The 14,360-nt window shown below is 40.9% G+C and carries 8 protein-coding genes, 2 tRNA genes and 3 rRNA genes; 1 reads left to right on the top strand and 12 read right to left on the bottom strand.

The window, feature by feature from the left end:
- Nucleotides 1-204 precede the first annotated feature (204 nt).
- The gene (locus tag ACPF64_RS07545) at nt 205-1,563 is read left to right on the top strand and encodes an anthranilate synthase component I family protein (protein ID WP_426455919.1); all 1,359 of its coding nucleotides are present in this window, start codon (nt 205-207) and stop codon (nt 1,561-1,563) included.
- A 3-nt stretch (nt 1,564-1,566) separates the two neighbouring features.
- Here the strand turns inward: ACPF64_RS07545 and hisC are convergent, their stop codons facing one another.
- The 12 genes from hisC to ACPF64_RS07485 form a co-directional block, all read right to left on the bottom strand.
- Complete coding sequence (hisC, locus tag ACPF64_RS07540) at nt 1,567-2,652, bottom strand: histidinol-phosphate transaminase (RefSeq protein WP_426455918.1); 1,086 nt, start codon at nt 2,650-2,652, stop codon at nt 1,567-1,569.
- 69 nt (nt 2,653-2,721) lie between these two features.
- Nucleotides 2,722-4,011: a histidinol dehydrogenase gene (hisD, locus tag ACPF64_RS07535; protein WP_005043028.1), complete on the bottom strand. Its 1,290-nt coding sequence runs from the start codon at nt 4,009-4,011 to the stop codon at nt 2,722-2,724.
- A 106-nt stretch (nt 4,012-4,117) separates the two neighbouring features.
- Complete coding sequence (gene hisG / locus ACPF64_RS07530; RefSeq protein WP_003655841.1) at nt 4,118-4,801, bottom strand: ATP phosphoribosyltransferase; 684 nt, start codon at nt 4,799-4,801, stop codon at nt 4,118-4,120.
- Nucleotides 4,801-6,057, bottom strand: coding sequence for a UDP-N-acetylglucosamine 1-carboxyvinyltransferase (murA, locus tag ACPF64_RS07525; RefSeq protein WP_092711078.1), 1,257 nt, complete (start codon nt 6,055-6,057; stop codon nt 4,801-4,803). The genes hisG and murA overlap by 1 nt, the downstream gene beginning before the upstream one ends.
- Before the next feature lie 6 nt (nt 6,058-6,063).
- Nucleotides 6,064-6,315: a BolA family iron metabolism protein IbaG gene (gene ibaG / locus ACPF64_RS07520; RefSeq protein WP_004641297.1), complete on the bottom strand. Its 252-nt coding sequence runs from the start codon at nt 6,313-6,315 to the stop codon at nt 6,064-6,066.
- Nucleotides 6,316-6,453: 138 nt separating this feature from the next.
- Nucleotides 6,454-6,792: a ribosome hibernation-promoting factor, HPF/YfiA family gene (gene hpf, locus ACPF64_RS07515; RefSeq protein ID WP_049838342.1), complete on the bottom strand. Its 339-nt coding sequence runs from the start codon at nt 6,790-6,792 to the stop codon at nt 6,454-6,456.
- A 167-nt stretch (nt 6,793-6,959) separates the two neighbouring features.
- Nucleotides 6,960-8,408, bottom strand: coding sequence for an RNA polymerase factor sigma-54 (locus ACPF64_RS07510; protein WP_151745347.1), 1,449 nt, complete (start codon nt 8,406-8,408; stop codon nt 6,960-6,962).
- A gap of 267 nt (nt 8,409-8,675) precedes the next feature.
- Nucleotides 8,676-8,790: ribosomal RNA gene (gene rrf / locus ACPF64_RS07505) — 5S ribosomal RNA — on the bottom strand.
- Between the two features lie 182 nt (nt 8,791-8,972).
- A 23S ribosomal RNA gene (locus tag ACPF64_RS07500) occupies nt 8,973-11,866 on the bottom strand.
- A 370-nt stretch (nt 11,867-12,236) separates the two neighbouring features.
- Nucleotides 12,237-12,312: transfer RNA gene (locus ACPF64_RS07495), tRNA-Ala, on the bottom strand.
- Between the two features lie 56 nt (nt 12,313-12,368).
- Nucleotides 12,369-12,445, bottom strand: a tRNA-Ile gene (locus ACPF64_RS07490).
- A gap of 59 nt (nt 12,446-12,504) precedes the next feature.
- Nucleotides 12,505-14,042: ribosomal RNA gene (locus ACPF64_RS07485) — 16S ribosomal RNA — on the bottom strand.
- The 16S, 23S and 5S rRNA genes sit together here with 2 tRNA genes alongside, the layout of an rRNA operon.
- Nucleotides 14,043-14,360 lie beyond the last annotated feature (318 nt).

The following is a 14,360-nucleotide window of genomic DNA, read 5'->3' as shown; positions in this document are numbered from 1 at the left end:
CTAGTGTTGTGCATTTTTTGCCAACTACCCGACAAACGGTACGCTCAATTTATTCAGCATTTAACTTCCAAATATCCCCCAATCCCATATTAAAATTCGACTATTTTATCAGCAAAAAACACCTCCTCTATAAGTCTTCTCCCTGACGATCCACAAGTTGTAGTAAACTAATATTTCCCTCATTAACTATTCTCTTATTTAAAAATGTCTCAGTTAAAGAAAAAAATCTCATTAAATGGTAAAAATTCTGCCGAGATTTTAAAAAATTTACAAGGATTAACTGGGCTCATTTATTTAAATGACAATAATAATCCTATTATTGGCTTTCTTCCTCAACAATACATTCTTATTCAAAATAAAAATGATTTAGTTTTTCAGCGTCAAAATTTTAATGAATATAAAAATATATCAAAATCGAATCAGTTATTAGATTTTATTCAACTTAAAGAAAATAATTTAAAAGAAAATAAAGATAATAAATCGATAACAAGTTTTAACGGTGGCTATATTGGTTTTATTAGTTATGATTTTTCTGCACATCAATTTATTAACGGTCAGAATCATATACAGCCATCTTTATTCTTAGGCCAATATCGTTCTTTTTTAAAATATATAGATAATGACTGGTATTTTTTTAGCGATGAAGAAAACGCTCTTGATCTCGTCACATATATTGAAAAAGAATTAGAGACTCCTATTGTCAATAATTCTAAAAATACATTTAAATTAAAGAATGCTATTCAGCCAAGGTGGTCTAAAGAACAATATTTTGAAGCCTTTTATAAAATACAAGAATATATTAAAGCTGGCGATTGTTATCAAATTAATTTAACCCAAGAATTTAAAACATCTTTCACAGGGTCGCTATTAAATAAAGCAGAAGATTTATGGAATCTTACTAATGCACCATATGCAGGTTATTTAAAATTAGATCAATTTGAGTTATTAAGTTGTTCCCCTGAGCTTTTCATTGAATTCAATCAAAATAAACAAATTAAGACCAGACCGATTAAGGGAACTATGCCTCGATATGAGAATATTGAAAGAGATTTTATTTCTAAACAAACTTTAAAAAACTCGCAAAAAGATCAGGCAGAGAATGTCATGATTGTTGATTTATTACGTAATGATTTGAGCATTTATGCCAATACAGGGTCGGTAAAAACAACACAATTATTCGAAATCGAAAGTTTTAATCAAGTCCATCATATGGTCAGTGAGATTGTTGCGACTCTTAAAGATGATATCAACCCTATGCAAATGTTGCTCTCTGCTTTACCGGGAGGATCAATTACAGGGGCACCAAAAATTCGGGCAATGCAAATTATTGAAGAATTAGAAGAAGAAGCAAGAGGTGCATATTGCGGGACATTAGGTTACTTCAATTTTGATGGAACGGGTCGCTGGAATATTCTTATCCGCAGCTTTCAACAATATCAAAATCAGCTCTCTTTATGGGCGGGTGGTGGTATTACGATTGCCTCAAATGCAGAAGCAGAATATCAAGAAAGCCTTGATAAAATTTCTGCCATGCTGAACTTGATGAACAGCACAGCAGACTAAAACTTAAAGAATATCTTGTTTTAACGTTTGCACTAAACGCATATTCTGCTCATCAGTACCCACTGTAATACGCAAAAATTGATTAATACGAGGCTTATTGAAATAACGCACAATAATACCTTGTTCACGTAATTGCTGTGCAAGTTTGCCTGCATCATGGACTGAGTGTGAAGCAAAAATAAAGTTCGCTTTAGAAGGTAAAATTTTAAAGCCCAAAGCAGTTAAGTCATCTACTAGCTTTTCACGACTGGAAATAACTCTCTGAAGTTGCTCTTCAAAATAAGCCTGATCTTCAAAAGAAGCTACCGCGGCTGCAATTGCAAAACGGTCAATAGGATATGAGTTAAAACTATTTTTGACAGCTTCAAGCGCTGCAATTAAATGTGGCTGAGCGATTGCAAAACCAACGCGCAAACCAGCTAATGAACGAGACTTCGAAGTTGTTTGACAAACAACCAAATTCTCATAGCGATTTACAAGACCAACTGCAGATTCTGCTCCAAAATCAACATAAGCCTCGTCGATCACCACCACCCGATCTGGATTTGCTTTTAAGATTTGCTCGATATCAGGCAAACCCATTGCAATACTGGTTGGTGCATTAGGGTTTGTAATAACAATCCCGCCATTTGGTTGTATATAGTCCTTAGCTTCTATCTCGAAATTCTCATTAAGTGGAATTTCTTTAGTTTTTGTTCCAAAGAACTGACTATAAACTGGATAAAAACTATAAGTAATATCTGGATAAAGAATCGGTTCATCTTGAAGGAAAAATGCTTTAAAAATATGAGCAAGTACTTCGTCTGAGCCGTTACCCACAAAAACTTGAGAAATCTCAATATTCTGTTGCTTAGCAATTGCTTGCTTTAAAGCTGTAGCATCTGGGTCTGGATATAAACGCAATGCATCAGCTTGCTGAGTTAAAACAGCTTGAACTGCTTCAACTACTTTTGGTGATGGCGGATATGGATTTTCATTCGTATTAAGTTTCAATAAATTCTGAATTTTAGGCTGTTCACCAGGAACATAAGGCTCTAATTCACGAACTTCTGGACTCCAAAAGCGCATTTGTGCTGTAGATAAAGTCATGGTCTTATCTCAAAAAAGGGCTGAAAATCAGCCCTGAGTAATAATTAAAAAACTACAAGGTTTATAAGCTTATTGATAACGATAGCGTGCTGAGCGTGCATGGGCATCTAAGTTCTCTTGGACAGCTAATATGTCGGCTGTTTTAGCTAAGGTTTTAACCCCATCTTTCGAACACATAATCAAGCTCGAACGTTTTTGGAAATCATAAACGCCTAATGGAGAAGAAAAACGAGCAGTTCCAGATGTCGGTAATACATGGTTTGGACCCGCACAATAGTCACCGATTGCTTCAGGTGTATAACGCCCCATGAAAATTGCTCCAGCATGACGAATATCTTCACTCATTGCTTCTGCGTCATCTAGACACAGTTCCAAATGCTCTGGTGCAACCTGATTAATCAACTCAATTGCTTCTGCACGGTCTTTGACCAATACCAAAGCACCACGGTTTTCAATTGAAGTTCGCGCAATATCTGCCTTTGGCAATTCATTTAAATGCTTTTCAATTGCCAACTCTACTGCATTGAGCAAAGCTTCATCTGGAGTTATAAAAATAGCTTGAGCCACTGTGTCATGTTCAGCTTGTGATAAAACATCCATAGCCAACCAATCAGCATTATTCTCACCTTCTGCATATACTAAAATTTCAGAAGGCCCAGCAATCATGTCGATGCCGACTTGACCAAATACAGCACGTTTAGCAGCGGCTACAAAACGATTCCCCGGACCGGTAATTTTATCTACTGGTGGAATGGTCTGAGTACCATAAGCCAAAGCTGCTACAGCCTGTGCCCCACCAATGGTAAATACTCGGCTAACTCCCGCAAGATAAGCTGCGGCAAGAACCAATGGATTTAACTCACCATTCGGTGCTGGAACAACCATAATAATTTCAGGTACACCCGCAACATGAGCAGGTACAGCATTCATTAGAACTGAAGATGGATAAGAGGCTAAACCACCTGGCACATAAATACCGACACGGTCTAGAGGCGTAACTTTTTGTCCTAGTGTATTGCCCAAGTCATCTATATAAGTCCAGCTATCTTGTTTCTGAGCTTCATGAAATGTACGAATACGCTTTGCGGCTAACTCTAGAGCATCACGAATTTCTGGGCTTAAATTATCAAAAGCAGTTTTAAGTTGTTCTTGAGATAATTCTAAATCTGAAAATTGATGCGCAGGATGTCGATCGAACTGTTGAGTAAGCTTTAAAACATGATCATCACCATGCTGACGAACATCAGCAATAATTTGATCTACTGTTTGCACTAAATTAAGATCATTCACGGTTTCAAATGCCAATAGCTCAGCAAAAACCTGTTTAAAGTTTTGATCTTGAGTCGATAAACGTCGCATCAATTTACCCACAAGGCGAAAAAGAAAAAGTAAGTTTACCCTTTTTCTATGCGCTTGTGGGCATCATCTAGCTTAACTATCGCAAAAGCATGATGGGAAATTGCTTTTAACGCGATTGAACAGCTTGCTCAAGCTGTGAAATGATTGGATTTAACAAAGTTTGTTTACGTTTAAAACTGGCTTTATTTACAATTAATCGAGAAGATACTTTGCAAATCTCTTCTAATGGCTCAAGACCATTCGCTCTTAAAGTATTACCAGTATCAACCACATCTACAATGTAATCGCCTAAACCAACCAAAGGTGCCAGCTCCATAGAACCATAGAGCTTAATAACATCAACCTGCTCACCTAAGCTTGCATAGTATTGACGTGTAAGATTGACATATTTCGTGGCAATTTTTAAACGACCCTTTGGATGCTCCATGCCTACTTTACCAGCAGTCATTAACTTACATTTAGCAATTTGCAGGTCAAGTAACTCATAGACATGCTGAGCACCATGTTCCATCAACACATCTTTACCTGCTACACCTATATCTGCTGCACCATTTTCTACATAGGTCGGTACATCAGACGCACGTAAAATCAAAATACGTACTTGTTTATGCGTAGTAGGGAAAATGAGCTTACGAGACTTTTCCGGATCTTCGAGCAAATTAATACCCGCTGTAGCCAATAAAGGTAACGTCTCTTTTAAAATACGCCCTTTACTTAATGCCAAGGTCAAACCATGATCAAAATTACCCATCACATCAAAATTAGGATCATCGTTTCTTACATCATTCATTAACTTACTCGCTTAATTTTGGCACCTAAACCTTGAAGCTTCTCTTCGACATGTTCATAACCACGGTCAATATGGTAGATACGATCAATTAAGGTATCACCCTCTGCAACTAAAGCAGCCAGAACTAAAGAGAATGAAGCACGTAAATCTGTTGCCATAACAGGTGCTGCCTGTAAGGTTTCAACTCCGGTTACAACAGCATCGTGACCTTCCACCTGAATATTAGCGCCCATTCGTGACAATTCAGGAACATGCATAAAACGATTTTCAAAAATCGTTTCAGAGATTGTCGCGAATCCACGGCCAATAACATTTACTGCCATCAATTGTGCTTGCATATCAGTTGGGAATTCTGGATGTGGCAAAGTTCTAAAACTTACAGCTTTAGGACGTTTACCCATCATATCAAGTTCAATCCAGTCATCACCACGAGTGACTTCAGCACCCATTTCTTCAAACTTATCCAGAACAGACTCAAGCAATGCCGGATCCGTATGAGTTGTTTTTATACGTCCACCCGTAATTGCAGCAGCAGCTAAATAAGAACCTGTTTCAATACGATCAGCAACAACGGCATATTCACAGCCATGTAAACTTTCTACGCCAGTTACAACAAGAGTATCTGTATCAAGACCTTCAATCTTTGCGCCCATTTTAATTAACATTTGAGCAAGGTCAGTAATCTCAGGTTCACGTGCTGCATTACGAATAGTTGTAACACCGTCTGCCAATGCTGCTGCCATTAAGATGTTTTCGGTACCGCCAACAGTCACCATATCAAAAACAACTTCACCACCTTTTAAGCGACCATCAACAGAAGCATGGACATAACCATTTTCAACTTCAATATGTGCACCCAAAGCTTCTAAAGCTTTTAAATGCTGGTCCACAGGTCTTGAACCAATCGCACAACCACCTGGTAAAGAAACTTTAGCATTACCATAACGTGCTAATAATGGTCCTAAAACCAAAATTGAGGCACGCATTGTTTTTACTAGTTCATAAGGTGCAAACTGATTATCTAAAGTAGAGGTATCTGCTTTTACTGTGTCATTTTCATAGCCAATCGTTACCCCTAATCCACCAATTAGCTTTACCAAAGTATTAACATCTTTAAGATTTGGAACATTGGTTATTGTAATTGGAGAATCTGCAAGAATAGTTGCAGCAAGTAAGGGTAAAGCAGCATTTTTAGCACCAGAAATGCGCACTTCACCTTCGAGCTTAACACCACCCGTAATTAAAAATTTATCCATTAATATTTAAGCTCCGAAAAGGCTTGCTTTACGCCATTCATCTTTGGTCATTGCACGAATTGTTACCGCGTGAACTTCCCCACTTGCAATATAAGTATTTAATGGTGCATAAACTAACTGTTGACGAGCCACTGTACGCTTACCTTCAAATTGATCATCCACTATACGGAGGTCAAATTTTCCGGCCTGTCCGCTCACCACCACTTCCGCTACAGGGAAAGCTTCTTTTAAAATTTGAGTGAGCTGTTCACTATTCATTGCAAAGACCTCTGACACAACCTAAGGGGTAAAACGGAGTATTTTACTATAACTTTTTCCAAGAATTCAGTACGTGTTTATATTTTATCAATAAAAAAGAGGCTATCTTTCAAGCCTCTCTTAACTTCAAAAAACTTATTAAATAGAAACAGTAACTTGCGAATAAGTACATTGCATTTTTCGATATCTTAATAATTGTCTTTTTAATTTTTCAGTCAATTTTTTAATTGAAGTATACATATCATCAGCAGTTGCCTGAGCAAACAACTCAATCCCCGGCAATCTTACAATAGCCTCTGCAACATGATTTGAACTGCCCTTATGAGAGCGCTTATCAATTTGATGATCTTTTGTTAATTTAATCTGCATACTGTTCACCTGATCTAGGTGTTTCGTTAATTGATTAAATTTTGATTTAATATTTTCTTCTATAGCTGGTGTAATTGCTAAATGATGACCACGAATCGTTATTTGCATAATTCTATCCCTCACCTTTTTTAGGTTATTTAAAGAAGAACCAAAACGATTTAATGCTATCAAAAAGAAACTTAGGACAACTAAACCATTTTAGCTACTCCTCTTGGTGAAATTGAAATTTCATTATTTCGTCATAATGAATCTCTAGAATAGCCATACTTCAAAATTCAGATCAAGACTTTTCTTTCAGACGATGAAGGAATATGTAACGATTCTCGATATTTTGCGACAGTTCTTCTTGCCACTTCAATCCCCTCATCTTTTAATAATGTAGCAATCACATTATCTGACAAGGGTTTACGTGGATTTTCATTTGCTACAAGTTTTTTAATCATTGCACGAATTGCAGTAGAAGAAGCCTCCCCTCCAGCAGTTGTGCCTACATGGCTAGAGAAAAAATATTTCAACTCAAAAAGGCCACGTGGGGTAAGCATATACTTATTTGTTGTTACACGAGAAACTGTAGATTCATGTAATTCTACTTCTTCAGCGACATCTCGAAGAACCAGCGGTTTCATTGCCTCTGCACCGATCTCCAAAAAAGCTTTCTGATGCTCTACAATACATGATGCTACTTTTAATAGCGTTTTATGTCTTTCATCAATGCTTTTGATAAAGTTTTTCGCCTCAAGCATCTGATTACGCAAATATAAATTATCTTCACTCTGATCTGCTCTACGAATCATACTAGAGTAAAAACTATTAATTCTTAATTTAGGCAGCACATCTGGATTTAGTTGAACCTGCCAATGTAAATCTTTTTTAGAAACCACCACATCTGGAATTTGATAGTCTGATTCTTCTTTATCAAAGTCCATACCAGGATAGGGTTTTAATGTTTTTAAAAGATTGATTGCAAACTTCAATTGATCTTTCGTTAGGCCTGTCTGCTTGAGTAATTTATTTAGATCATTTGCTATTAAAAGCTCATAATATTGCAATAGGCTTTTTGCCTCATTTAAATATTCAACGTCTTTAGATAAAAATTCGAGTTGTATCTTTAAACATTCTGCTAAATTACGAGAACCAATTCCTAATGGATCAAGTCTTTGAATATGTTTTAAAACAACTAAAACTTCATCTTCCTCTATCTCTTCCTCGATATCCATTTCATTCAATAATTGCTGTGACGCTAAAATGATTTCCTCTAATTCAGCATCCAAGAATCCTTTATCATCTAATGCATCAACAATACAGTAAGCAATTAATTGATCTATTTTAGAAAAGTGCAGAAGATTAACTTGTTCTAGAATATGTTCTTTTAAAGATAATTGAACTTGGCGATTATCCTCTCGCTCTTCAAATTCTGGAGTGGCCAAAGCCGTCGATTGATGAGTATAAATATCATCCCACTCTGTATCGACTGGTAAATCATCAGGTAAATGGTTTGCATTTAATTCAGTTGTTAAGTCATCAGAGTCTTTGCTTTCTAATGCAGACAGACTTTCTGTTAATGACTCTTCTTCTATTTTTTCAAGTAAAGGATTACTATCTAGTTGGATCTGAATTTCTTGTTCAAGCTCTAAACTAGAGAGTTGTAACAAACGAATTGCCTGCTGCAATTGAGGTGTTAACGATAGAGAATTCGCAACTTTCAACCCAACAGATAATTTCATATATTTTAAATTCCATAAAACAAGCAAAAATCATGCCTATTCAATATTTATAACATATAGTTTCTATTTATCATACATGTCAGTTTAAAATTTTCAGAAGAAAAAGTGGATTTTTTATTAAAAAGCCTTGCTAAAGAATAACCTTATTTATCGATTAGCTATTTTTATTAATTAATTGATACTTACGCTAAATTCTTTATTTTCGTCATTTAATTTAGTCATAAAAAAACACCCCCAACTGTTAAGTTGAGGGTGTTTTGAATAATGAGCTGGCGATGACTTACTCTCACATGGGAAACCCCACACTACCATCAGCGCTAAGAGGTTTCACTTCTGAGTTCGGGAAGGGATCAGGTGGTTCACTCTTGCTATGGTCGCCAGCACAACTGGTATGGATACTTGCATTGGTCTTATTGGCTGCCGATGCGTTTTCCAAATCTTTACAGATGGGCTGATTGAATCTTACTTTATTTTGTTCATTTTAGCTAAGCGTATAACTAAATCAAGTTGCTTTGCATATTAATGAATCGATTGATGCTTTATATACAACTGCTTGGGTGTTGTATAGTCAAGCCTCACGAGCAATTAGTATTGGTCAGCTTCACATATCACTATGCTTCCACATCCAACCTATCAACGTCCTAGTCTCGAACGGCTCTTTAGAGGACATAAAGTCCTAGGGAAATCTTATCTTGAGGTAGGCTTCCCGCTTAGATGCTTTCAGCGGTTATCCCTTCCGAACATAGCTACCCGGCGATGCGACTGGCGTCACAACCGGTACACCAGAGGTTCGTCCACTCTGGTCCTCTCGTACTAGGAGCAGATCCTCTCAAATTTCCAGCGCCCACGGTAGATAGGGACCGAACTGTCTCACGACGTTCTAAACCCAGCTCGCGTACCTCTTTAAATGGCGAACAGCCATACCCTTGGGACCTGCTTCAGCCCCAGGATGAGATGAGCCGACATCGAGGTGCCAAACACCGCCGTCGATATGAACTCTTGGGCGGTATCAGCCTGTTATCCCCAGAGTACCTTTTATCCGTTGAGCGATGGCCCTTCCATACAGAACCACCGGATCACTAAGACCTACTTTCGTACCTGCTCGACTTGTGGGTCTCGCAGTTAAGCGCGCTTTTGCCTTTATACTCTACGCGTGATTTCCGACCACGCTGAGCGCACCTTCGTACTCCTCCGTTACTCTTTAGGAGGAGACCGCCCCAGTCAAACTACCCACCAGACATGGTCCTCGCCCCGGATTACGGGGCAGAGTTAGAACCTCAACATTACCAGGGTGGTATTTCAAGGACGGCTCCATTGGAACTAGCGTTCCAACTTCAAAGCCTCCCACCTATCCTACACAAGTAAGGTCAAAGTTCAATGTCAAGCTGCAGTAAAGGTTCACGGGGTCTTTCCGTCTAGCCGCGGGTACACTGCATCTTCACAGCGATTTCGATTTCACTGAGCCTCTGCTGGAGACAGCGCCGCCATCATTATGCCATTCGTGCAGGTCGGAACTTACCCGACAAGGAATTTCGCTACCTTAGGACCGTTATAGTTACGGCCGCCGTTTACTGGGGCTTCGATCAAGAGCTTCGCTTACGCTAACCCCATCAATTAACCTTCCAGCACCGGGCAGGCATCACACCCTATACGTCCACTTTCGTGTTTGCAGAGTGCTATGTTTTTAATAAACAGTTGCAGCGGCCTGGTTTCTGTGGCTGTCATCAGCTCAGGAAGCAAGTTCCATCACCAACAACAGCGTACCTTCTCCCGAAGTTACGGTACCATTTTGCCTAGTTCCTTCAGCAGAGTTCTCTCAAGCGCCTTGGTCTACTCGACCTGACCACCTGTGTCGGTTTAGGGTACGATTCCTGTGTAACTGAAGCTTAGAGACTTTTCCTGGAAGCATGGTATCAGCCACTTCGCTGTACAAGTACAGCTTGCTATCAGATCTCAGCATAGAGCACCCCGGATTTGCCTAAGATGCATGCCTACTTCCTTTCACCTGGACAACCAACGCCAGGCTGACTTAACCTTCTCCGTCCTCTCATCGCATTACACAGAAGTATTGGAATATTAACCAATTTCCCATCGACTACGCCTTTCGGCCTCGCCTTAGGGGTCGACTCACCCAGCCCCGATTAACGTTGGACTGGAACCCTTGGTCTTTCGGCGAACGGGTTTTTCACCCGTTTTGTCGTTACTCACGTCAGCATTCGCACTTCTGATACCTCCAGCATACTTCTCAATACACCTTCATCGGCTTACAGAACGCTCCCCTACCACTTGACTTAAAAGTCAAATCCGCAGCTTCGGCACATAGTTTTAGCCCCGTTACATCTTCCGCGCAGGCCGACTCGACTAGTGAGCTATTACGCTTTCTTTAAAGGGTGGCTGCTTCTAAGCCAACCTCCTAGCTGTCTATGCCTTCCCACATCGTTTCCCACTTAACTATGATTTTGGGGCCTTAGCTGGCGGTCTGGATTGTTTTCCTCTTGACTACGGACGTTAGCACCCGCAGTCTGTCTCCCGGATAGTACTCATAGGTATTCGGAGTTTGCATCGGTTTGGTAAGTCGGGATGACCCCCTAGCCGAAACAGTGCTCTACCCCCTATGGTATTCGTCCGAGGCGCTACCTAAATAGCTTTCGGGGAGAACCAGCTATCACCAGGCTTGATTAGCCTTTCACCCCTATCCACAAGTCATCCCCTGGCTTTTCAACGACAGTGGGTTCGGTCCTCCAGTTAGTGTTACCCAACCTTCAACCTGCTCATGGATAGATCGCCTGGTTTCGGGTCTATACCCAGCAACTAAACGCCCTATTAAGACTCGATTTCTCTACGGCTCCCCTATACGGTTAACCTCGCTACTGAATATAAGTCGCTGACCCATTATACAAAAGGTACGCAGTCACCGAACAAGTCGGCTCCCACTGCTTGTATGCATGCGGTTTCAGGATCTATTTCACTCCCCTCACAGGGGTTCTTTTCGCCTTTCCCTCACGGTACTGGTTCACTATCGGTCAGTCAGGAGTATTTAGCCTTGGAGGATGGTCCCCCCATATTCAGACAAGGTTTCACGTGCCTCGCCCTACTCGTCATCATTATGTGTGCCCTTTCGTGTACGGGAATATCACCCTCTACGTTCGCACTTCCCAGAGCGTTCCACTAAAACACACATAACTTAATGGGCTGATCCCCGTTCGCTCGCCGCTACTAAGGGAATCTCAATTGATTTCTTTTCCTAAGGGTACTGAGATGTTTCACTTCCCCTCGTTCGCCTTGCAACACTATGTATTCATGTTGCAATACCTACCTTAAAGTAGGTGGGTTCCCCCATTCAGAAATCTCCGGATCAAAGGATATTTGCCGCCTCCCCGGAGCTTATCGCAGGCTATTACGTCTTTCATCGCCTCTGACTGCCAAGGCATCCACCACATGCACTTAATTACTTGACTATACAACCCCAAACAGTCGTTATTACCTACAAGGAGTAATAAGACATGATCAATGATTTCTCATCAATCTCTTACAGTTTGAAGTACTGTGTATTTAAACACTGTACAGCTTCAATCTAATTCATATACCAAAACGCTTGATTCAGTTAATTTGCTAGTTCTCAATTAATTCCAAGATCAGAATTACTTCCTCTCTTTTCATTATTGAGTGAACAATTTATTTCAGACTCAATTTTGCCAATCTGTTAATGAATAAACATGCCTTCGTCAGGTCATGCTTAATACCGTGATACTTAAATCACAGAAGTTAATAAACCAAGATCTAAATCTTTATTTACTAATTTCTGTAATCCGAACTTCTCTTAAGTTCTGGTGGAGACTAGGAGAGTCGAACTCCTGACCTCCTGCGTGCAAAGCAGGCGCTCTACCAACTAAGCTAAGTCCCCAGCTTACATCATCAGTTATGTATCTTCTTTTCTATAACTTCAACCAGTCAAAGTCATGGTGGGTCTGACAAGACTTGAACTTGTGACCCCACGCTTATCAAGCGTGTGCTCTAACCAACTGAGCTACAGACCCTCAGATACATCTATGAAGAACAACTTGTTGTGGATTCTTACCAATCGTCAATCTTTCGTTAAGGAGGTGATCCAGCCGCAGGTTCCCCTACGGCTACCTTGTTACGACTTCACCCCAGTCATCGGCCACACCGTGGTAAGCGTCCTCCTTGCGGTTAGACTACCTACTTCTGGTGCAACAAACTCCCATGGTGTGACGGGCGGTGTGTACAAGGCCCGGGAACGTATTCACCGCGGCATTCTGATCCGCGATTACTAGCGATTCCGACTTCATGGAGTCGAGTTGCAGACTCCAATCCGGACTACGATCGGCTTTTTGAGATTAGCATCCTATCGCTAGGTAGCAACCCTTTGTACCGACCATTGTAGCACGTGTGTAGCCCTGGCCGTAAGGGCCATGATGACTTGACGTCGTCCCCGCCTTCCTCCAGTTTGTCACTGGCAGTATCCTTAAAGTTCCCGACATTACTCGCTGGCAAATAAGGAAAAGGGTTGCGCTCGTTGCGGGACTTAACCCAACATCTCACGACACGAGCTGACGACAGCCATGCAGCACCTGTATGTAAGTTCCCGAAGGCACCAATCCATCTCTGGAAAGTTCTTACTATGTCAAGGCCAGGTAAGGTTCTTCGCGTTGCATCGAATTAAACCACATGCTCCACCGCTTGTGCGGGCCCCCGTCAATTCATTTGAGTTTTAGTCTTGCGACCGTACTCCCCAGGCGGTCTACTTATCGCGTTAGCTGCGCCACTAAAGCCTCAAAGGCCCCAACGGCTAGTAGACATCGTTTACGGCATGGACTACCAGGGTATCTAATCCTGTTTGCTCCCCATGCTTTCGCACCTCAGCGTCAGTGTTAGGCCAGATGGCTGCCTTCGCCATCGGTATTCCTCCAGATCTCTACGCATTTCACCGCTACACCTGGAATTCTACCATCCTCTCCCACACTCTAGCTAACCAGTATCGAATGCAATTCCCAAGTTAAGCTCGGGGATTTCACATTTGACTTAATTAGCCGCCTACGCGCGCTTTACGCCCAGTAAATCCGATTAACGCTTGCACCCTCTGTATTACCGCGGCTGCTGGCACAGAGTTAGCCGGTGCTTATTCTGCGAGTAACGTCCACTATCTGAAGGTATTAACTTCAGTAGCCTCCTCCTCGCTTAAAGTGCTTTACAACCATAAGGCCTTCTTCACACACGCGGCATGGCTGGATCAGGCTTGCGCCCATTGTCCAATATTCCCCACTGCTGCCTCCCGTAGGAGTCTGGGCCGTGTCTCAGTCCCAGTGTGGCGGATCATCCTCTCAGACCCGCTACAGATCGTCGCCTTGGTAGGCCTTTACCCCACCAACTAGCTAATCCGACTTAGGCTCATCTATTAGCGCAAGGTCCGAAGATCCCCTGCTTTCTCCCGTAGGACGTATGCGGTATTAGCATTCCTTTCGAAATGTTGTCCCCCACTAATAGGCAGATTCCTAAGCATTACTCACCCGTCCGCCGCTAAGTGATAGTGCAAGCACCATCACTCCGCTCGACTTGCATGTGTTAAGCCTGCCGCCAGCGTTCAATCTGAGCCATGATCAAACTCTTCAGTTAAAAATCATTTTGCACCTTATTAAAGACAAGGTGCCAATTCTGGCTCATCAATTTTCTGACTTAAATTTCGCTCAAATAAACTTCGAGTAATTTAAACCAATCAATCAATGATAATATTTCGATCAATCAATCAGTAAAAATCCACACAAGTTGTTCTTCATAATCTCTTAATGATCTTCTTACTGGTTCATCACCAGCAAGCTAGGTCGGCTATATTACTCTTAATCTCTTAAAAGTCAACAGGTAATTTCGATATTTTTAAAACTTATTCTCAAAACCAACTTCTTATCAAATCTACTGCTCAAAGCAATCAACTTA

Source organism: Acinetobacter sp. KB005, from assembly GCF_049949095.1.
GTDB classification, from domain to species: Bacteria; Pseudomonadota; Gammaproteobacteria; order Pseudomonadales; family Moraxellaceae; genus Acinetobacter; species Acinetobacter calcoaceticus.
Note: the sequence above shows the minus strand (reverse complement) of the source record. Positions and strands in the feature narration are given on the sequence as shown.

Excerpts from the sequence above, each read along its gene's own strand:
- ACPF64_RS07510 (WP_151745347.1), bottom strand. The coding sequence starts at position 8,408 with ATGAAATTATCTGTTGGGTTGAAAGTTGCGAATTCTCTATCGTTAACA.
- ACPF64_RS07545 (WP_426455919.1), top strand. The coding sequence starts at position 205 with ATGTCTCAGTTAAAGAAAAAAATCTCATTAAATGGTAAAAATTCTGCC.
- hisC (WP_426455918.1), bottom strand. The coding sequence starts at position 2,652 with ATGACTTTATCTACAGCACAAATGCGCTTTTGGAGTCCAGAAGTTCGT.
- ibaG (WP_004641297.1), bottom strand. The coding sequence starts at position 6,315 with ATGAATAGTGAACAGCTCACTCAAATTTTAAAAGAAGCTTTCCCTGTA.
- hisD (WP_005043028.1), bottom strand. The coding sequence starts at position 4,011 with ATGCGACGTTTATCGACTCAAGATCAAAACTTTAAACAGGTTTTTGCT.
- hisG (WP_003655841.1), bottom strand. The coding sequence starts at position 4,801 with ATGAATGATGTAAGAAACGATGATCCTAATTTTGATGTGATGGGTAAT.
- hpf (WP_049838342.1), bottom strand. The coding sequence starts at position 6,792 with ATGCAAATAACGATTCGTGGTCATCATTTAGCAATTACACCAGCTATA.
- murA (WP_092711078.1), bottom strand. The coding sequence starts at position 6,057 with ATGGATAAATTTTTAATTACGGGTGGTGTTAAGCTCGAAGGTGAAGTG.